Annotated in this window: 17 protein-coding genes and 1 pseudogene; 8 read left to right on the forward strand and 10 right to left on the reverse strand. The window is 73.8% G+C overall.

Going from position 1 to position 18184, the window contains the following annotated elements; all coding sequences use genetic code 11:
• Positions 1 to 851, reverse strand: a pseudogene (locus tag GA0115242_RS28180) (hydrolase); the annotation flags it as partial.
• A gap of 356 nt (positions 852 to 1207) precedes the next feature.
• Here GA0115242_RS28180 and galU point away from each other — a divergent pair.
• Positions 1208 to 2149, forward strand: a complete 942-nt coding sequence (gene galU, locus GA0115242_RS28185; RefSeq protein ID WP_093833357.1) for a UTP--glucose-1-phosphate uridylyltransferase GalU — start codon at positions 1208 to 1210, stop codon at positions 2147 to 2149.
• A gap of 243 nt (positions 2150 to 2392) precedes the next feature.
• On the opposite strand, the gene GA0115242_RS28190 is transcribed toward galU, so the two are convergent.
• On the reverse strand, positions 2393 to 2836 hold the full coding sequence (locus GA0115242_RS28190) for a DUF4442 domain-containing protein (RefSeq protein ID WP_093833427.1): 444 nt from the start codon (positions 2834 to 2836) through the stop codon (positions 2393 to 2395).
• Positions 2837 to 2982: 146 nt separating this feature from the next.
• Between GA0115242_RS28190 and GA0115242_RS28195 the strand changes: the two genes are divergently transcribed.
• Positions 2983 to 4002, forward strand: a complete 1020-nt coding sequence (locus GA0115242_RS28195; protein ID WP_093833359.1) for a hypothetical protein — start codon at positions 2983 to 2985, stop codon at positions 4000 to 4002.
• 40 nt (positions 4003 to 4042) lie between these two features.
• On the opposite strand, the gene GA0115242_RS28200 is transcribed toward GA0115242_RS28195, so the two are convergent.
• The 3 genes from GA0115242_RS28200 to GA0115242_RS28210 all read right to left on the reverse strand — a co-directional run bounded on the left by GA0115242_RS28200 (position 4043) and on the right by GA0115242_RS28210 (position 7556).
• Positions 4043 to 4888, reverse strand: coding sequence for a spermidine synthase (locus tag GA0115242_RS28200; protein WP_093833429.1), 846 nt, complete (start codon positions 4886 to 4888; stop codon positions 4043 to 4045).
• 314 nt (positions 4889 to 5202) lie between these two features.
• A complete protein-coding gene (gene tuf, locus GA0115242_RS28205) occupies positions 5203 to 6372 on the reverse strand; it encodes an elongation factor Tu (RefSeq protein WP_093833361.1) in 1170 nt (389 codons plus the stop codon).
• Positions 6373 to 6833: 461 nt separating this feature from the next.
• Positions 6834 to 7556 (reverse strand): DNA alkylation repair protein, encoded by a 723-nt coding sequence (locus GA0115242_RS28210; RefSeq protein WP_093833363.1) that lies wholly within the window; start codon positions 7554 to 7556, stop codon positions 6834 to 6836.
• Between the two features lie 49 nt (positions 7557 to 7605).
• Here GA0115242_RS28210 and GA0115242_RS28215 point away from each other — a divergent pair, with 49 nt between their 5' ends.
• Positions 7606 to 8373 (forward strand): TVP38/TMEM64 family protein, encoded by a 768-nt coding sequence (locus GA0115242_RS28215; protein ID WP_093833365.1) that lies wholly within the window; start codon positions 7606 to 7608, stop codon positions 8371 to 8373.
• A 10-nt stretch (positions 8374 to 8383) separates the two neighbouring features.
• Here the strand turns inward: GA0115242_RS28215 and GA0115242_RS28220 are convergent, their stop codons facing one another.
• Genes GA0115242_RS28220 through GA0115242_RS28230 form a run of 3 tightly spaced genes read right to left on the reverse strand, consistent with a single transcriptional unit; the run spans position 8384 to position 11171 of the window.
• Positions 8384 to 9103, reverse strand: coding sequence for a cupin domain-containing protein (locus tag GA0115242_RS28220; RefSeq protein ID WP_093833367.1), 720 nt, complete (start codon positions 9101 to 9103; stop codon positions 8384 to 8386).
• Complete coding sequence (locus tag GA0115242_RS28225) at positions 9097 to 10023, reverse strand: DUF6807 domain-containing protein (RefSeq protein WP_093833369.1); 927 nt, start codon at positions 10021 to 10023, stop codon at positions 9097 to 9099. The genes GA0115242_RS28220 and GA0115242_RS28225 overlap by 7 nt, the downstream gene beginning before the upstream one ends.
• Complete coding sequence (locus GA0115242_RS28230) at positions 10020 to 11171, reverse strand: Gfo/Idh/MocA family protein (RefSeq protein WP_093833371.1); 1152 nt, start codon at positions 11169 to 11171, stop codon at positions 10020 to 10022. Before GA0115242_RS28230 ends, GA0115242_RS28225 begins: the two co-directional genes overlap by 4 nt.
• Positions 11172 to 11972: 801 nt before the next feature.
• Between GA0115242_RS28230 and GA0115242_RS28235 the strand changes: the two genes are divergently transcribed.
• From GA0115242_RS28235 to GA0115242_RS28245, 3 genes are all read left to right on the forward strand, one after another.
• On the forward strand, positions 11973 to 12848 hold the full coding sequence (locus tag GA0115242_RS28235) for an undecaprenyl-diphosphate phosphatase (protein WP_093833373.1): 876 nt from the start codon (positions 11973 to 11975) through the stop codon (positions 12846 to 12848).
• Between the two features lie 138 nt (positions 12849 to 12986).
• Entirely contained in the window at positions 12987 to 13166 is a 180-nt protein-coding gene (locus GA0115242_RS28240) for a hypothetical protein (RefSeq protein ID WP_093833431.1), read from the forward strand.
• A gap of 65 nt (positions 13167 to 13231) precedes the next feature.
• The gene (locus GA0115242_RS28245; RefSeq protein ID WP_093833375.1) at positions 13232 to 13801 is read left to right on the forward strand and encodes a chloramphenicol phosphotransferase CPT family protein; all 570 of its coding nucleotides are present in this window, start codon (positions 13232 to 13234) and stop codon (positions 13799 to 13801) included.
• A gap of 64 nt (positions 13802 to 13865) precedes the next feature.
• Here GA0115242_RS28245 and GA0115242_RS28250 read toward each other — a convergent pair whose 3' ends face one another.
• Positions 13866 to 14606, reverse strand: a complete 741-nt coding sequence (locus GA0115242_RS28250) for an SDR family NAD(P)-dependent oxidoreductase (protein ID WP_093833377.1) — start codon at positions 14604 to 14606, stop codon at positions 13866 to 13868.
• A 235-nt stretch (positions 14607 to 14841) separates the two neighbouring features.
• Between GA0115242_RS28250 and GA0115242_RS28255 the strand changes: the two genes are divergently transcribed.
• Both GA0115242_RS28255 and lnt read left to right on the forward strand, forming a co-directional pair.
• Entirely contained in the window at positions 14842 to 15315 is a 474-nt protein-coding gene (locus tag GA0115242_RS28255; RefSeq protein WP_093833379.1) for a nuclear transport factor 2 family protein, read from the forward strand.
• Positions 15316 to 15784: 469 nt separating this feature from the next.
• Positions 15785 to 17350, forward strand: a complete 1566-nt coding sequence (lnt, locus tag GA0115242_RS28260) for an apolipoprotein N-acyltransferase (protein ID WP_093833381.1) — start codon at positions 15785 to 15787, stop codon at positions 17348 to 17350.
• On the opposite strand, the gene GA0115242_RS28265 is transcribed toward lnt, so the two are convergent.
• On the reverse strand, positions 17274 to 18179 hold the full coding sequence (locus tag GA0115242_RS28265) for a Gfo/Idh/MocA family protein (RefSeq protein ID WP_093833383.1): 906 nt from the start codon (positions 18177 to 18179) through the stop codon (positions 17274 to 17276). The two genes, lnt and GA0115242_RS28265, sit on opposite strands and share 77 nt — an antisense overlap.
• Positions 18180 to 18184 lie beyond the last annotated feature (5 nt).

An 18184-nucleotide genomic window follows, 5' to 3' on the forward strand; every position in this document is an offset into this window, starting at 1 on the left:
CGGCGGGGCGGTCCCGGCGGGGCGCCGCCGCGGCCGGGGCGGGCGGCGAGGTAGCGGTGGGCGCCCCAGCCGAGCACGGTCTCGGCGAGCAGCACGCCGAGCGCGTCGTCGACGTGGCTGAGCTGCTCGGCGGCGTGGCGGCAGTAGCGGCACTCGGCCAGGTGCTGCCTGACATCGGCGGGCAGGGGGCCGCCCCGGCGGATCGGGACGTCGAGGAGGCGGTTGTGGAACCGGCACGCGGTGGTGGGCGCGAGTTCGCGGTGGGCGCGGACACACGCTGACCTGAATTGTTCGCGGGCCTGTTCGAGTCCGAATGCCGCGGTCGCCTCGTCGATCCCGGACAGACCCGCGGGCACGGAGAGCGGTTCGGCTTCGACTTCCGTGTGCCAGAGCAGGCACTGGGAGACCGCGGGAAGACCTTGGAAAGCGCGTTCGGCGAGCTGCCGCCTTTCGGAGGTGGCCGCGCGCGCGATCCGCAGTCCCCGGCCACCGGTCGGTTTGCGGAGTTCGGGCAGCGCTCCGGAAATACTCTCGTCGGCGGCCCACTGTTTCACCATGTCCCGGACGGCGGCGAGCAGTTGGGGCCGGAAAGCGCCGTCGGCCGGGCGGTCGAGGACCCGGTGGAACGCGGCGGCGGCCACCATGGAGGCGGACGCCTCGGTGGACGCCATGCAGATGACCGCGTAGTCCTGGGCCGCCCGCCAGTGCCTAGCCAGCAGCAGGGCGCTCGCCTGTGCCGCCGCTCCCGCGGGCCCCGCCGCCCGCCGGGCCACGAGCTGGAGGTCGGACTCCCCGAACGGCGGTCCGGGGCGCGGCGGACGGGACGGGCGCGGCGGGTGGGGCGGTTGCACGGAACCAATTCCTTCCAAGGCGCAGGCGGCGAACCGCTTCTGCGCGTCTGTCGGAAATACAGGCGCCTGATTGGTGCGTACCTATGCGGACTTCGATCACGAAGCGCTAAGGGCCGCTCACTTTCGCACAATAGCCTCACAGGAAACAAGAAGGTCGCGTGAGGGGATTCAAGAACCGCGCACCACACGGCAGTTACCGGCGCTTCCCGCACCCGTATTCCGCAATAACGCCCCCCGCCCGCTCCCCCTGCGGGCTCCCGTGCGCGCGGCCGGCTCCCGGGCCGACCGGGCGGACACACAGCGGGCTCCGACGTTTCTCCCGGCGGACTCTCATCCAGGTGTCCCAGCATGGCCGCATGACCATCCCCCACGCCACGAGCACCCGCGCCGTCCGCAAGGCCGTCGTCCCCGCCGCCGGACTCGGCACCCGGTTCCTGCCCGCGACCAAGGCCACCCCCAAGGAGATGCTGCCGGTCGTCGACAAGCCGGCCATCCAGTACGTCGTCGAGGAGGCCGCGGCGGCCGGGCTGGACGACGTCCTCATGGTCACCGGCCGCCACAAGCGGGCCATCGAGGACCACTTCGACAACGCCTTCGAGCTGGAGCAGGCGCTCGCCGCCAAGGGCGACGCGGTCCGGCTGGACGCGGTGCGCGACCCCGCCAGGCTGGCCAGCATCCACCACATCCGGCAGGGCGAGCCGCTCGGCCTCGGGCACGCCGTGCTCTGCGCCCGGCGGCACGTCGGCGACCAGCCCTTCGCGGTACTGCTCGGCGACGACCTGATCGACCCGCGCGAGACCCTGCTGAGCCGGATGCTCGACGTCCGCGACCGGCGCGCGGGAAGCGTCGTCGCGCTCATGGAGGTGCCGCGGGAGCAGATCCACCTCTACGGCTGCGCGGCCGTGCGACCGACCGGCGAGGACGGGGTGGTGCGGGTCACCGGCCTGGTGGAGAAGCCGTCCGCCGAGGACGCGCCCAGCGCCTACGCGGTCATCGGCCGCTACGTCCTGGACCCGGCCGTGTTCGACACCCTGGAGCGGACGCCGCCCGGCCGCGGCGGCGAGATCCAGCTGACCGACGCGCTCCAGGAGTTGGCGGCGGCCGGGACCGTGCACGGGGTGGTCTTCGACGGGCTGCGCTACGACACCGGCGACAAGGCCGACTACCTGCGCACGGTGGTCCGTCTGGCCTGCGAACGCGACGACCTGGGACCGGAGTTCACGTCCTGGCTGAAGGAGTTCGTGGCGGGCCTGACGGACGACGGCACGACCACCCGCCCGAAGCCGGTCGCCGCCTGACCGAACCGCAAGCGGCGGCGCCCGGCGCGGGGTACTGCGATGTCCGGCCCGGGGAGCGGCGGTTGCCCGGCCAGGGAGGGACGGAGACCGGGCCGGGAGTTGCGGTGCCCCACCGGGCCCGCGCGGATGTCACGGACACCGGACAGCGGACACCGCGCGGTCGGCCGGGGTCCGCGCGCGCCGGGTCCGACCGCCTTCGGCTCAGCCGGGGTTGCACGGTCGCCGGGTCCGACCGCCGTCGGCTCAGCTCGGGTTGTTGGGGCGCAGGGTCCACAGGACGGTCATCTCGCCGGTGACGGCGCCGTCCTCGCGCTGGAGGGAGACCGTCACCGGGAACTCCGGGCGCTTGCCCTCGTCGAGTTCGGCCACCACGTCGGCGATCGGGCGGCCGAGGGTCGCGGTGGCCCTGACCCGGCCGAGGGCGAGCTTCTTGTACGCGATCTCGGCGTTGACCGCGAGCGGCACCGCGCGCGTCAACTGGTCGCCGAACGCGGCCAGCACGATCGCGCCGCTCGCCGACTCCGCCAGCGTGAACATGGCGCCCGCGTGCGGACCGCCGACGTGGTTGCGGAACTCGCCCTGGTCGGGCAGCTCCATGACGGCTCGCTCCGGAGTCGTCTCCAGGTACTCCAGGTTCAGCGTGCGAACCATCGGCACGGTGGCGGCGAGCAGCTCGCCGACGGACATCTGGTCTGTGCTCATGACCAGCATGTTACCCACGAGTAGCGACCGCTGACCAGATCCGTGCCGCACCCGCCGTCCCGCCGATCGCTACGTCCCTGACGAGTCGCGGTGACCGAATCGTGTCCCTGACAGCATTAGGGTTGCTCCCCATGTGGCCAGGACAGCAGCCGCCCGGGGGCGAGCAGAATCCGCAAGGGCAGAACGGCAACCCGTACCAGCAGCCGGGGTACCAGCAGCCGAACCCGTACCAGCAGCCCGGCTACCAGCAGCCGGGTCCGTACGGGACGCAGCCGGAATGGGGTGCGCCGACCCAGCCGGGTCTCCCCAAGCCGGGCGGCGGCGGGGGCGGCAACCGGACGAAGCTGGTGGCGATCGTGGCGGCGACGGCCGTCGTCGTGGCCGCGGGCGTGACCGGCTTCCTGGTGCTGGGCGGCGACAAGGACGACAAGGCGAAGGACACGGACGGCAAGCCGAGCACCTCGGCGTCCGCCCCCTCCTCCGCCTCGCCGAGCGCGACCGGCGGGGACGACAACCCGCGCGGGGGCGCGGCCGAGCAGCCGACCGTCGCCGGGTGGAAGGTGGTCGTGAACCCCCGCTGGGGCACCGCCTTCGACGTGCCCGCCGACTGGGAGATCGCGACCTCGGGCACCAGCGTGGGCTTTGAGGACGACTCCAAGAAGTCCGACGGCAAGCCGCTCATCGTGATGTCGGCGCCCGCCTACTACAAGTCGAAGTGGTGCACCTCCGACGACGACAAGGACGGCCGCACCTCCGACACGGCGCTCGCCACCGTCGGCACCAAGGGCGCGGACGGCGCCAAGGACACCGACGAGGTGGCCGTCAACCAGGTCCCGTGGTGGGTCTACGGCGGCTACACCCAGCCGGACAAGAAGAGCATCACCATGGACAAGAAGGGCACGGCGTACACGACCGCGTCCGGCATCGAGGGCAAGTACGCCTGGGCCCGCTCCAAGGACAGCCCGCAGCTCGGCACCTCCAAGTGCGCGAGCGACGGCAAGGCGATCACGTTCGGTTTCAAGAACGCCAAGTCGGAGTTCGTGGCCTGGTGCCTGTACGGGGCGACCGGTGTCGACGGGGAGGTCTCGGACGCCACCATCATGAAGATCATGAGCACCGTCCGGCTCTCCGGCCAGGCCCCGACCAGCTGACGCGGGCCGGGTCCGGGTCCGGGGTCAGGGGGGCGGGGGTTCAGCCGATGCCGAAGGCCCCGGCGGGCGGCTCGGGCGACGGGACGGCCTCCTCGTCCCGCACCGGCCGCGCCCGCCCGACGAAGTCCCGCAGCCCCGGCCCGTGTTCGACCCGGGCCGGGAAGACGTCCCCTGCGGTCAGCCGGGTCAACGCGGCCGTGTCCAGGGGCCGGTGGGCGGCGACCAGCACCGCGTTGCCGAACCGCCGGCCGCGCAGCACCGCCGGTTCCACGATCAGCGTCAGCTCCTCGAACACCGTCTGGAAGGTGGCGAGTTGGCCGCGCAGGAAGTCGAAGGGCGCGGCGTCGGCGAGGTTGGCGAGGTAGACACCTGACGGTCGCAGCACCCGCTCGGCCTCGGCCGCGTAGGTGACCGAGGTGAGGTGCGCGGGCACCCGTGAGCCGCCGAAGACGTCGGCCACGATCACGTCGGCGGAGGCGTCGGGGGCGGTTTCGAGCCAGGCGCGGGCGTCGGCGGTGTGCAGGGTGACGGGGGCGCCCGCGGGCAGCGGCAGATGCTCGGCGACCAGGGCGAGGAGAGCCCCGTCCGCCTCGACGACGTCCTGCCGGGACCCGGGGCGGGTGGCGGCGAGGTAGCGGGGCAGGGTGAGCGCGCCGCCCCCGAGGTGCAGCGCGTCGAGGGGCCGGCCGGGGCGGGCGAGCAGGTCGAGGACGTGCCCGAGCCGCCGGGTGTACTCGAACTCCAGGTGGTCGGGTTCGTCCAGGTCGACGTAGGACTGCGGGGCCCCGTCGACGGTCAGCAGCCAGGCCCGTTCCCGGTCGACGTCCGGCATCAGCTTGGCGGTGCCGTGATCGACGTCGCGCGTCACGGGTATGGGGTCGTTCACGCCCCCCATTGTGCCGGTCCGCGCCCGCCCGCCGACCCGCCGCCCGCCCCCTCCCCGGGGACCACGCACCCGTCCCCGGCCCCCGGCGCCCGCCCCCTCGCGGGGAGCACGGGCACCGGGGACCGGGCGCGCGGGGTCAGCCGTCCGGCGTCGGCAGAACGGAACCAGCCGTCCGGCATCGGGCGAACGAGACCACTTGACCGGCGTCAGCCGTCCAGCGAACGGCACCACTTGACCGGCGTCAGCCGTCCGGCGTTCGGCGAACGGCACCACTTGGCCGGCGTCGGCCGTGCGGGGCCGTCGGTCGTCCGGTGTCAGCCGACCGACGTCACCGTGCCCGCGCCGACCGTGCGTCCGCCCTCGCGGACGGCGAAGCCGAGACCGGGCTCCAACGGGACGTCACGGCCCAGCTCCACCGCCATGGTGACCGTGTCGCCGGGGCGGGCCACCGCCGTCGCGCCGAGGTCGACGTCGCCGACGACGTCCGCGGTGCGGATGTGGAACTGCGGCCGGTAGCCGGTGGAGACCGGAGTCGAGCGGCCGCCCTCGTGGGTCGACAGGACGTACACCCGCGCGGTGAACCGGCGCCGGGGCACGACACTGCCCGGGGCCGCCACGACGTGCCCGCGCCGGACGGTGTCCCGCGCGACCCCGCGCAGCAGCAGCGCCACGTTGTCGCCCGCCTGCGCCTCCGACATCGGCTTGCCGAAGGTCTCCAGACCGGTGACGACGGTCTCGGCACCGGCGCCGAGCACCTCGACCCGGTCGCCGACGCGCACCACGCCCCGCTCCACCGCGCCCGTCACGACCGTGCCGCGCCCGGTGATGGTGAGCACGTTCTCCACCGGCAGCAGGAACGGCGCGTCCAGGTACCGCTCGGGCAGCGGCACGTACGTGTCCACCGCGTCGAGCAGCGCCTCCACGGACGCCGTCCAGCGCGGGTCCCCGGCCAGCGCCCGCAGCCCGGAGACCCGGACCACCGGCACCGCGTCACCCCCGTACCCGTGCGCGGTGAGCAGTTCGCGGACCTCCAGCTCGACCAGGTCGATCAGCTCCTCGTCGCCCGCGTCCGCCTTGTTCAGGGCGACGACGATGTGGTCCACGCCCACCTGCCGGGCGAGCACGACGTGTTCGGCGGTCTGCGGCATGATCCCGTCGAGCGCGGAGACGACGAGGATCGCGCCGTCGAGCTGCGCGGCCCCGGTGATCATGTTCTTGATGAAGTCGGCGTGACCCGGCAGGTCGACGTGGGCGTAGTGGCGGGTGTCGGTCTCGTACTCGACGTGCGCGATGTTGATGGTGATGCCGCGGGCGGCCTCCTCCGGGGCCCGGTCGATGCGGTCGAACGGCACGAAGGTGCTGGTGCCGCGCTCGGCGAGGACCTTGGTGATGGCGGCGGTCAGGGTGGTCTTGCCGTGGTCGACGTGACCCATGGTGCCGATGTTCAGGTGCGGCTTGGTGCGCACGTAAGCAGTCTTGGACATGGCGATACCTCGAAGCCTCGTGATGGCTGCCGGGACCCCGGGTCTTCGCCGACCCTCCCCCTGCGGGGTCCGCCGGACGATCCGGGAAGGGTCAGCTTCGGGCGCCGTCGACGGCGGTCAGGAGGATCCGCGCGGCAGCCTTCGGCGCGTCCGCGAGCGCGGATGCTGCGAGGAGGAAGGCGTACCGGAACATGAGGCGATCCTCGCCGACGCGGGCACCCGCGTCGACAGGTTTTCCGCCGCCCGGACGCCGCTCGGCCACGGCCCGGCCACCGACCGACGGTCACCCGTCCGCCACCCGGACGCCGCCTCGCGCCGCCCCGGCCCGAGGGTCCGGTCGTCGTCAGGTCTTGAGGTTCCGCACGCCCGATGTCTTCCAGGAGCCGAGGTTGGTCACGTCCCGAGGTCCGTCACGTCCCGATGCCGGTCAGGGCCCGATGTTCTTCAGGGTCCGATGTTCTTCAGGGTCCGATGTTCTTCAGGGCCTCGCGCACCGAGAGCGGGGCGAACCGGCCGCGTTCGCGGGCCAGGAACGTCCGGACGGCCTCCGGGTCGGTCTTGGCGTACTCGCGCAGGCTCCAGCCGATCGCCTTGCGGACGAAGAAGTCGGGGTGGCCGGACTGGCGCAGGCAGTAGCCGAAGAGGCGCGCGGTGTCGGTGCGCTCCCTGTACCTGAGCTGGTGCAGCAGCGCCGTGCGGGCCACCCACAGGTCGGGGTCGGCGATCCAGGCGTCCATGTCGGCGGCGAGCCGCGGCTCGGCCGCGACCAGGGCGCCCACCACGTGCGCGGCGAGCGCGTCGACGGTGTCCCACCACGGGACGGTGACGACCAGGTGCCGGGCGACCGGCAGGAACCCGGCGGAGCAGCGGCCCGCGTACCGGCGCAGGTAGTCGGTGGCGAAGTACCGGTACTCCCGCTCGGGCAGATCCCAGCAGCGCAGCGCGATCGCGGCGCAGTCCGCCTCGGTGGGCGCGGGCAGCCCCGCCAGCACCTCGCGCGACAGCGCCCGCCTGACCGGACTGGCCAGCCCCAGGAAGGGCGCGACGTCCTTCATGTAGGCGCGCATCGACGCGGCCCGCCCGGCGTCGGCGGCTCCCGGGTAGCGGACCGTCAACCGCTCGATCACGGTGTCGGCGAGAGCGCTGCGCGGGGTGTCCGGGGCCCCCGCGCCTGTGACGGTCATGGGACGAACCATACGGCGATCAGACACGTGAGTCGGTTAGTGTCGCGGGATGCTCGATGCCCCACTCCGCTCGGAGGGCACCGCACCGGCCGTTCCCCGGGCCGCCGCCACGGAGCTCGCCGTAGTCGTCCCCGTCCCGCGCGGGCTCACCGCACGCTGCGCCCGCGTGCTGGTGTCGCCCTGGTCGCGGCTGTCCCTGCTCCTCGCGCTGCTCGCCGCGGCCGCGGGTTCGGTGCTGCTGTTCGAGCCGCAGCGGCTGCTGGCCGACGGCTGGCCGCCCCAGCTCGGCGGGGTCACCGCCGCCAGCGTCTTCGCGGTCGCGTACGGGCTGTGCACCGTCGCGTTCGTGCCCAGACCGCTGCTGAACCTCGCCGCGGGTGCCCTGTTCGGCTCGCAACTGGGGCTGGCCACCGCGCTCGCGGGCACGGTCGTCGGGGCGGGCGTCGCCTTCGGCCTCGGCAGACTGCTGGGCCAGGAGGCGCTGCGCCCGCTGCTGCGCGGGCGGCTGCTCACGGCCGCCGACGGGCAGCTCAGCAGGCACGGGTTCCGCTCCATGATGGCGGCCAGGCTCTTCCCCGGGGTGCCGTTCTGGGCGGCGAACTACTGCGCCGCCGTCTCCCGCATGGGCTGGGTTCCGTTCCTGGTGGCGACCGCGCTGGGCTCCGTCCCCAACACGGCCGCGTACGTCGTCGCGGGCGCCCGCGCCTCCGCGCCGACCTCCCCGGCCTTCCTGATCGCGATGGCCGCCATCGCCGTACCGGCCCTGGTCGGCACGGTGATCGCGTGGCGCAGGCGCCACCACTTCCGCCTCCGGTGAGCGGCGGCGGCTAACCGCCCGGGTAGACGTCGAGGCGCCCGCACATGCCGAACCGGCCGCGCTCGGAGGGCTGTTCGGCGCGGACGGCGGCCCGCGCGAGGTGGCCGGCGTCACCGGCGGCGAGGCGGTCCAGTTGGACGCCGGTGGCCGCGGCAGCCGCCCCGGCGCCGCGCCGCCAGCGTTCCCGCCACCCGGCGAGCCGGGGTTCGACGAGCGCGGCGGCGGCCCGGTGGAACTCCGCCAGCGGCTCGGGGCCCTCGGCCGCGCGCAGGGCGAGGAAGCCCTCGACGGCGAGGTCGCGGCGGGCCCGTGCCGCCCGCTCCCGCTCGGCCTCCGGGGCGTCGGCGGGCAGGGTGGTGGCCGCCGCGTAGGTCGCGGGGTCGGTGAGGAAGCGGGGCGGCAGGGTGAGCACGGCGTCACCGGCCTCGGGCAGACCGCTGTTCTGCATGAGGACGGTGACGCGCAACTCGCCCTCGTTGACCAGCCGGTGGATGGTCCCCGGGGTGAACCAGGCGACGGTGCCCGGCTCCAGCGGCGTCTCCTCGTACCTGGACGCGGTCAGGGTCTGCACCGCGCCCCGGCCGCCGGTGACGACGTACGCCTCCGAACAGGTCAGGTGCAGATGGGGAGTTCCGCCGCGGACGCCGTCGGCGGCGGGCCAGTCGTAGACCGTGAGCCGGGAGACCGCGACCCCGCCCGGCAGCCCCTCGTAGGGCGCGGCGCTCACCACGGGTGCGCGGCGAGGTAGTCGGCGATCTCCGCACGCCGCCAGGCGCCGTCGGCGACGACGACCCGATAGCGGCGGGTGAGGGTGTCGCCCGGGGCGAGCTCCAACTCGTCGTAGAACGCCCAGGACGGGGCGACCGCGGCGAACGGCTCGTTGCGCACGAACCAGTGGGCCGGGTGGGCGCCTTCCGCGCCGAGGTGGTCGTTCTCGGGGGCGTGCGCGAAGACGAGGGTGGCGTGGCCGTCGGTGCCGTCGTGCTCGCCCGAGTAGGCCAGCCAGGGTGCCTGACGTCCCATCAGGCCGGGGCCCTCGGCCTCGGGGGCGAGGATCAGACCGTCCCGGAAGGCGCGCGGGCCGCGCCAGAACAGGCCCGTGTAACCGGCCAGTTCACGCCCCGCGGTGGTCGGGCTGCCGAACCGCAGGGGTTCGTCACGCCGGTTGGTGATGGCGCTGGTCCAGGTCAGCGCCCAGGAACCGGAGTCGTGGTCGATGTCGTGGATCTCGACGCGGCGGCTCTCGTCGGCCCACAGGTCACCGCCGTGCGGGTGCCAGGTGAGCCGTTCGGCGATCACCGCCCGGTCGTCGCGGACACCGACCTCGTCGAAGGCGACGTGCGCCATCGACCCGACGCGCTCGGGGAGTTCGAGGTACCCCTGGCCGTGGACGTAGGAGTTGCCGCCCCACAGGTTGGCGCCCGACAGGTGCGAGGCGGTCAGGGAGAGGCCCTTGTGCCAGCGGTGGTCGTGCGGGCGGTAGTCGGTGACGACGTCCCCCGCCAGCGTCCTGAGCGGGTGGATGTAGGGCCGGGACGCCTCCCACGCGGTCTCCGGCCGGTAGACGTAGGAGAGCAGGTCCACGCCGGTCGCCGGATCGGTGACGGTGACGCGGTCGCCGTGCGCGTGGACGATGCGCGGGGCGCTCACGCGGACACCTCCCGGGCGGCGGGGGCCCAGCCGGGCGCGTCGCCGTGCATGGACGTGAAGAAGGGGTCTCCGGGGCCGATCTCGCCCGCCAGGACCGTGCGGTCGGTGAACGCCGACTTGTAGAGCGCGGCGATCAGTTCGAGGCTGGTGCGCCCGTCGGCGCCGCTGCCGCGCGGCCGTTCCCCCGCCCGCATGCTCGCGATCAGCTCGCGCAACTGCTCGACGTGGCCGCTGGGGACGTCGGCGCCGAAGTCCTGCCAGCGGGCAACGTCCTCGCCGGGGACGTCCGGGGCCGGGACGATCCGCCAGTCGGCGTTGCGGTGCCCGTACAGATGGGTCAGCTCGACGGTCGCGCGCTCGCAGTCGATCCGGATGCGGCTGACCTCGTCGGGGCTCAGGACGCTGTTGACGACGGTGGCCAGCGCGCCGTTCGCGAACCGCACCAGGGCGGTGGAGACGTCCTCGGTCTCCACGTCGTGCACCAGCCGCCCGGCCATGGCCCGCACCTCGCTCCACGGGCCGAGCAGATCGAGCATCAGGTCCATCTGGTGGATGCCGTGGCCCATGGCGGGCCCGCCGCCCTCGGTCGCCCACCGCCCGCGCCACGGCACCGCGTAGTAAGCGGTGTCGCGGTACCAGGTGGTCTGGCAGTGCACGACGAGCGGGCGGCCGAGCGCGCCCCCGGCCAGCAACCGGCGCACCTGCCGCGACCCGGATCCGAAGCGGTGCTGGAAGACGATCGACGCGTACGGTCCCGACTCGGCACCCTCCTCGGCCTCGACCGCCGCGTAGTCGGCGAGCGTCGGCACCGGCGGCTTCTCGCACCAGACCCAGGCTCCGGCGCGCAGCGCGGCGACGCTCTGCTCCCGGTGCAGGGTGGGCGGCGTGCAGATGGTGACCAGGTCGGGGCGCTGCTCCGCGAGCATCCGGTCCAGGTCGGTGTAGGCGTGCGGGACCCCGCCCGCCCGGCAGAACTCCTCGGCCGCGGCGGCGTCGACGTCGACCGCCGCGACGACCTCCACCTCGCCCTCGTCCGCGAGCGCGGTCAGGGCGGACAGGTGGGAGCCGCGCCCGATGGCGCCGGTGCCGACGACCGCGGCCCGGATGCGGCGGCCGGTGAACCCTGGTGCGGACTGAGGTGTGGACATGGGCGGGATCAGCACTCCTCCGAGGAACGACGGCCGAGAGGCGGAACAGCGGACCCCCGTTGCAGCAAGCGCTTTCCCCTCCGCTGCAACGTAAGCCGAGGCCCCACCGCAGGTCAACACCATGACGCGGGCGGGGAGGGACGGGGTCGGGGGCGGGCGAGGGAGACGAACGGGGGCGGGAGGGGAGGGGGAAACGGGGCGGGAAGGGGGTGCCGGGGTTAGGGGACCCGGGGGGCGGTGAGTCGGGGTGGGTCCTGGGCCGTCAGGTCCGGATCGGGGCGGGCGGGGTCCCGGGGGCGTCGGATCGGGGGCCGTCGGTCCAGGCGCGTCGGATCCGGATCAGCAGGCAGATCACCGGGCACGTCACGTGCGACTGTCGTCGAGTCAGGTCCGACGACGGTCAGGTCCAGGCACGTCAGGTCCGACGACGGTCGGGTCCAGGTACGTCAGGTCCGGACGGTCGGCGGGGTCCGGGCACGTGGGGCGCGGCGCCCGCTCCCCGGTGTCCCGCCGGGGCGTCTCGTGTCCCGGGGCAGGTCAGCGGCCTTGCCGTACCGTCCTGCCGCGCACCCCGGGCCCGTCGCGCCGCGCGTCCCCGCGGCGTCCGCCGCTGCTCCGGCATACCGTTGCGCCGCCCGGCGGTCCGTGGTCGTCGGCCCTGGCGGCGCCCGCCCGTCAAACCCCTGTGCCTGAGCCGTCGTCCGGGGACGCTAGGCTTCCCCGGACACCCGTGATCACCGCGCCGGGTGGCGTGGCGTTTTCTCCGGACTCCCTCGATCAGCGCTTGGACACCATCACCCCATGTCTTGGTTTGAATCCCTCATCCTCGGACTCGTCCAGGGGCTGACCGAGTTCCTCCCCGTCTCCTCCAGCGCGCATCTGCGGCTGACGGCGGCGTTCTCCGGCTGGTCGGACCCCGGCGCCGCCTTCACCGCGATCACGCAGATCGGCACCGAGGCCGCCGTCCTGATCTACTTCCGCAAGGACATCGGGCGGATCATCTCCGTCTGGACTCGCTCCCTGTTCAACAAGGAGCTGCGCTCCGACCACGACGCCCAGATGGGCTGGCTGGTGATCGTCGGCTCGATCCCGATCGGCGTCCTCGGCCTGCTGTTCAAGGACCACATCGAGGGCCCGTTCCGCGACCTGCGGATCACCGCGACGATGCTGATCGTGGTCGGCGTGATCATAGGCATCGCAGACCGGCTCGCCGCCCGCGACGAGGACGGCGGCAAGCACCGCGCCCCCAAGCAGCGCAAGGAGCTGAAGGACCTCGGCGTCAAGGACGGTCTGATCTTCGGCTTCTGCCAGGCGATGGCCCTCATCCCGGGCGTCTCCCGCTCCGGCGCCACCATCAGCGGCGGCCTGTTCATGGGCTACCGCCGTGAGGCTGCCGCCCGTTACTCCTTCCTGCTCGCCATCCCCGCCGTGCTGGCCTCGGGCGTCTTCGAGACGAAGGACGCCCTGGAGGGCGGTCACGTCGCCTGGGGCCCGACGCTGTTCGCGACGGCGATCGCCTTCGTCTCCGGGTACGCGGTCATCTCCTGGTTCATGAAGTGGATCTCCAGCAAGAGCTTCATGCCGTTCGTCTGGTACCGCGTCGTGCTCGGCATCGTCATCATCGCGCTGGTCACGGCGGGTGTGCTCAGCCCGCACGCCGCCGAATCGGCCGGCTGACCGTCCGGCCGGAACTCGCCCACCGGATCCCGTACTTGACCGTCCAGCGCCACCCCGGCCCCACTCGTGACCAACGACATAGCGGCCGGGTAGCGGGCTGGTAGCGCAGTGTCAGTGCTTGCCCCTAGGCTGTTCGGCATGTCCCCCGATTCCGTGGTCCCTGGTTCCGTGCGGTCCGCCGCCGAGGTGAACGAGCAGATCCGGTCGTTGTGGCTGCGCGCGAGAGGCTCCCTCTCGGCCCAGGAGCGCGAGGAGTACGAGCTGCTGGTGGTCGAGTGGGCCGAGGCGATCCGCGAGGCCGTGGTCGAAGCGGCCTGAACGCCCCGGACGCCGCGCACCCCGACCGGTCGGGCCGTCCGCGCCCCGCTCCGCGCACCCCGCTCATGAACCATCTCAGCGACGTTCCCCCGCGCCAGGGCCTGGTCGTCTTCCTCAACGGCACGTCCAGTTCGGGCAAGTCGAGCATCGCGGCCGAGCTGCTGCCGATGCTCGACGAGCCGTACTTCCATCTGCCCGTCGACGCGTTCCACGCGATGCGGTCCCGGGTCCCCGTCCCGCCGGACGCCCTGCCCACCGTCCTGCACCGGACCTGGCAGGGCTTCCACCGCGCCGTCGCGGGAATGGCCGCCGCCGGGAACAACGTCGTCGTCGACCATGTGCTGAGCGCCGAGTGGCGATTGCGTGACTGCCTGGCGGTCCTGTCCGCGCCCGACGTCGTCCTCGTCGGCGTGCACTGCGACGCGGCCGAGCTGACCCGGCGCGAGCGCGAGCGCGGGGACCGCCCGGAGGGGCTGGCCGTACGGCAGTTGGCGCAGGTGCACGCGCACGGCGTCTACGACCTGGAGTGCGACACCGGCCGGTCGTCGGCGCGGGAATGCGCGCTGCGCATCAAGGAGTTCCTGCCGGACCGTCCCCGCCCGACGGCGTTCGAGCGCCTGCGGACGAGGAGTTGAGCACGCCCCGGCCGGTGAGTCGTCGGCGCACCCGGCGCCACGAGGGCCGCGACGGCGCCGGGGATCAGCGGCCGCCCGCGACCCGCAGGACCGCACCGGTCGTGTAGGACGCGTCCGGGGACATCAGCCATGCCACCGCCGCCGCGATCTCCTCGGGCTGTCCCGGCCTGCGCAGCGGGATGCCGGGCGCCATCCGGTGTGCGCGCTCCGGGTCGCCCATCGCCGCGTGCATGTCCGTGTCGACGGCCCCGGGGGCGACCGCGTTGACCCGGACGCCGTCCGGCCCCAGCTCCTTGGACAGGCCCAGGGTGAGGGTGTCCACGGCCGCCTTGGTCGCCGCGTAGTGGACGTACTCGCCGGGGCTGCCGAGCGTGGCCGCCCCCGACGAGATGTTGACGATGGCGCCGCTCCCCCGCGCGGTCATCAGCCGGGCCGCCCGGCGCGAACAGAGCAGCGTGCCGAGGAGGTTGACGTCGACGACGCGGCGCAGCACGTCCGTGTCGGTGTCGGCGAGGCGTCCGAGCGGGCCGCTCACCCCCGCGTTGTTCACCAGCCCGGTGACCGGCCCGAGTTCGGCCTCGGCGACGTCGAACAGCCGCTCCACGTCGGCCTCTTCGGCGGTGTCCACCCGGACGGTGACACACCGCGCGCCCGCCGCCCGCACCTCCCGCGCGACCTCCTCGGCGGCGTCCGCGTCCCGCACGTACCCGAGCGCCACGTCGTGCCCGTCGGCGGCGAGCCGTCGGCAGACGGCGGCACCGATCCCTCTGCTGCCACCGGTGACGACCGTGACGGGTCGGGTCATGAGGGCTCCTCCTCCAGGCGGGCGATCTCCCCTCACTCTAATGATCGATCATCGATCAAACCAGCCGCGGCGGGAAAGCAGGGGCACGGGCGCACAGCGGGAGCGCTGGTCAGAGCGCCCCGGCGGCTGTGGCCGCGTCGACGGGCCGCCGGATGCCGGGCCCCGGCGACGCCACGCGGAAGGTTGTGGTCGCAGGGCCCTTGGCCTCGCCCCGTCCGTGCCCAACAATGATCCAATGACGCAGCGCGTGGAACTCGCCACCGTGATCGACCGGTTGGCCGTCGACGAGTGGGTGACCGAGTACGCGGCCGCGCTGGACGACGGCGACTGGACGGCGTACCGGGCCCTCTTCGCACCCGGTGGCCGGGCGGACTACCGGTCGGCGGGCGGTGTCGAGGGGGACGCGGAGGAGGTCGCCCAGTGGCTCGCGGGGAGCCTGCGGCTGTTCTCGATGCGCCAGCACCTGATCGTCAACCGCCGGATCCGGTTCGGGGCGCTGGAGCAGGACCTCGGCGACACCGCGCGGGTGCGGGCCGACTTCATCAACCCGATGCGCTTCGCCACGGACCGCGACGCGGGGCCGGAGGGTTCCCCGGCCGGTGCCCCGGACTTCGAGTGCGGCGGACGGTACGACTTCGGCCTGGTGCGCACGGCCGACGGCTGGCGCTTCATCGAGGTCGTGGTGACGGAGAAGTGGCGCCGGTCGTAAGCCCCGCGCCGCCGGTGACGCAGGGGGCGACGATGACGCCGGTGACGCCGGTGACGCAAAGGGCAGCAACGACACCGGTGACACACCGGGCTTCGGTGACACACGGGACGTCCGCGACCCCGGTGAGCCCTGTGCCGCCCGCACCGCAGGCGGCGCCTCCGCTGCCCGTGCCTGTGCCCCCGACGCAGTCGGTGCCGTCTGCGCTGCCCGTGCCGCCGGTCTGCGCGCCCCTCGAGTCCCCCTCGCCCCGGGTTCCCGCGCCCCCGGCGTCCGCTCCGGGTGCCCTGACGACCGTCACCGGACGCCCGGGGGCTCCGCGGCTTCGGCGGAGGGCCGGACTCCGTCCCCGCGCCCCTCTCCGGACGCCCGGCGCTCCGCCCTCCCGCCCCTCTGACGGCGGTACCCCCTGTTCCGGATCTTCCGCAGGACGCACACTGGAGCCACCGGACAGGGAGGAAGGCTCCGTCATATGAAGGACCCCGGGCACTGGCTCGTCTCCCCCTGGCGCCGCTCGGTCGTCGCCGCGCTGGCGGGTGCGCTGCCCGTGCTGGCGTTCCCCGCCCCGTCCTGGTGGTGGTTCGCCTACCTGGCCCTCGTCCCGTGGATGCTGCTGGCGCGCTCCGCGCCGACCGGCGGACGGGCCGCGCTGGACGGCTGGTGGGGCGGGTTCGGGTTCCTGGTGGCCGTGCACCACTGGCTGCTGCCGAGCCTGAGCGTCTTCATCTTCCTGATCGCCGCCCTGCTGGGCGCCCTGTGGGCGCCGTGGGGCTGGCTGGTGCGCCGCTTCCTCGGCGGCACCCCCGGCCCGGGACGGGTGGCGGGCGCCCTGTGCGTGCTGCCGTCCGGGTGGCTGATGGTGGAACTGGTCAGGTCCTGGCAGGGGCTCGGCGGCCCGTGGGGGCTGCTCGGGTCCAGCCAGTGGCAGGTGACGCCCGCCCTGCGGCTGGCCTCGGTCGGCGGGGTGTGGCTGCTGAGCTTCCTGGTGGTGACGGTGAACGTGGCGGTCACCGCGCTGATCGCGGTCCGCGCCGCCCGGGTGCCCGCGCTGGCCGGGCTGGTCGCCACCGCGGCGGTCGGCTCGGCGGCCTGGCTGTGGGCGCCGCGCCCCGAGGTGACGGACCGGGTGCGGATCGCCGTCGTCCAGCCCGGTGTCGTCACCGGACCCGACCAGCGGTTCGCCCGCGAGGAGCGGCTCACCCGGGCGCTCGCCGGACAACACCCGGACCTGGTCGTCTGGGGCGAGAGCAGCGTGGGGCACGACCTCGCCGACCGCCCGGACCTGACCCGGCGGCTGGCGGCGCTGTCCCGGGAGACCGGCGCCGACCTCCTCGTCAACGTGGACGCCCCGCGCTCCGACCGGCCCGGCATCTACAAGAGCTCGGTGCTCGTCGGACCCGACGGATTGACCGGCGACCGGTACGACAAGATGCGGCTGGTGCCCTTCGGGGAGTACATACCGGCCCGTTCGCTGCTCGGCTGGGCGACCTCGGTCGGCAAGGCGGCGGGCGAGGACCGTCGTCGAGGCAGCGAACAGGTCCTGATGGACGTCGGCCACGGGCTGCGGATCGGCCCGCTGATCTGCTTCGAGACGGCGTTCCCCGACATGAGCCGGCACCTCGCGTCGGACGGCGCCCAGGTGCTGGTCGCGCAGTCCTCGACGTCGTCGTTCCAGCACAGCTGGGCCCCGCCGCAGCATGCCTCGCTCGCCGCGCTGCGGGCCGCCGAGACCGGCCGCGCGGTCGTGCACGCGACGCTCACCGGCGACTCGGCCGTCTACGGCGCGGGCGGCCGGGGCATCGGCCCGTGGCTGGGCACCGGCGCCGACACCGCCCGCGTCTTCGAGGTGCCGGTGGCGACCGGCACCACGCTCTACGTCCGATTCGGCGACTGGCCGGTGCGGGGCGCGCTGCTGGTCCTGGCGGGATGGGCGGTGGCCGAGGGGGCGCGGGCGCTGCGGCTCAGGCGGAGCGTTCCCGCACCGCCCGCACCACCCGCTCGCACAGTTCGTGACTCTCCAGTGCGTCACGGGCGCTGAGCACCGTGCCCGCGCGCACCGCGTCCAGGAAGGCGAGCACCGCCTGCTCGATGCCGCGCTGACGGGCCACCGGCACCCAGTCGCCGCGTCGGCGCACCGTCGGCTGCCCCTTGTGGTCGATCGTCTCGGCGAGGTTGACGACCTGGCGCTTGCTGTCCTGCCCTGACACCTCCAGGATCTCCTCCGCCGAGCCGCTGAGCCGGTTCATCACCCCGAGCGCGGTGAAGCCGTCCCCGGAGAGCTGGAGCACCACGTGGTGCAGCAGCCCGTCCTCGGTGCGGGCGCGCACGGTCACGTCGTCGACCTGTCCCGGCACCAGGAAGCGCAGGGTGTCGACGACGTGGATGAAGTCGTCCAGGATCATCGCGCGCGGTTCCTCCGGGAGCCCGACGCGGTTCTTCTGGAGGAGGATCAGGTCGCGCGGGTGCTCGACGCACTGCGCGTAGCCGGGTGCGAAGCGCCGGTTGAAGCCGACGGCGAGGGAGACACCGCGCTCCTCGGCGAGCGCCACCAGCCGCTCGGAGTCGGCGAGTTCGTAGGCGAGCGGCTTGTCGACGTACGTGGGGACGCCCGCGTCGAGCAGCCGGGTCACGATCTCCGGGTGGACCGGGGTGGGCGCGTGCACGAAGGCGGCGTCGAGGCCCTGGGCGAGCAGGGCGTCGAGGGTGGCGTGGCGCTGCCCGGCCGGAAGGTGGAGCCCGTCGGCGACCCGCGCGAGCGTGGCCGGGGTGCGGGTCTGGAGGTGCAGTTCGATGTCGCCGAGACCGGCGAGGACCGGCAGGTAGGCCTTCTGCGCGATGTCGCCCAGTCCGATGCAGCCGACCTTCACGGGGT

The sequence above is a fragment of the Streptomyces sp. SolWspMP-5a-2 genome (assembly GCF_900091845.1).
GTDB classification, from domain to species: Bacteria; Actinomycetota; Actinomycetes; order Streptomycetales; family Streptomycetaceae; genus Streptomyces; species Streptomyces doudnae.

Coding starts and splice junctions, on each gene's coding strand:
- galU (WP_093833357.1), top strand. CDS start 1,208: ATGACCATCCCCCACGCCACGAGCACCCGCGCCGTCCGCAAGGCCGTC.
- GA0115242_RS28190 (WP_093833427.1), bottom strand. CDS start 2,836: ATGTCCGTCGGCGAGCTGCTCGCCGCCACCGTGCCGATGGTTCGCACG.
- GA0115242_RS28195 (WP_093833359.1), top strand. CDS start 2,983: ATGTGGCCAGGACAGCAGCCGCCCGGGGGCGAGCAGAATCCGCAAGGG.
- tuf (WP_093833361.1), bottom strand. CDS start 6,372: ATGTCCAAGACTGCTTACGTGCGCACCAAGCCGCACCTGAACATCGGC.
- GA0115242_RS28210 (WP_093833363.1), bottom strand. CDS start 7,556: ATGACCGTCACAGGCGCGGGGGCCCCGGACACCCCGCGCAGCGCTCTC.
- GA0115242_RS28215 (WP_093833365.1), top strand. CDS start 7,606: ATGCTCGATGCCCCACTCCGCTCGGAGGGCACCGCACCGGCCGTTCCC.
- GA0115242_RS28230 (WP_093833371.1), bottom strand. CDS start 11,171: ATGTCCACACCTCAGTCCGCACCAGGGTTCACCGGCCGCCGCATCCGG.
- GA0115242_RS28235 (WP_093833373.1), top strand. CDS start 11,973: ATGTCTTGGTTTGAATCCCTCATCCTCGGACTCGTCCAGGGGCTGACC.
- GA0115242_RS28240 (WP_093833431.1), top strand. CDS start 12,987: ATGTCCCCCGATTCCGTGGTCCCTGGTTCCGTGCGGTCCGCCGCCGAG.
- GA0115242_RS28245 (WP_093833375.1), top strand. CDS start 13,232: ATGAACCATCTCAGCGACGTTCCCCCGCGCCAGGGCCTGGTCGTCTTC.
- GA0115242_RS28250 (WP_093833377.1), bottom strand. CDS start 14,606: ATGACCCGACCCGTCACGGTCGTCACCGGTGGCAGCAGAGGGATCGGT.
- GA0115242_RS28255 (WP_093833379.1), top strand. CDS start 14,842: ATGACGCAGCGCGTGGAACTCGCCACCGTGATCGACCGGTTGGCCGTC.
- lnt (WP_093833381.1), top strand. CDS start 15,785: ATGAAGGACCCCGGGCACTGGCTCGTCTCCCCCTGGCGCCGCTCGGTC.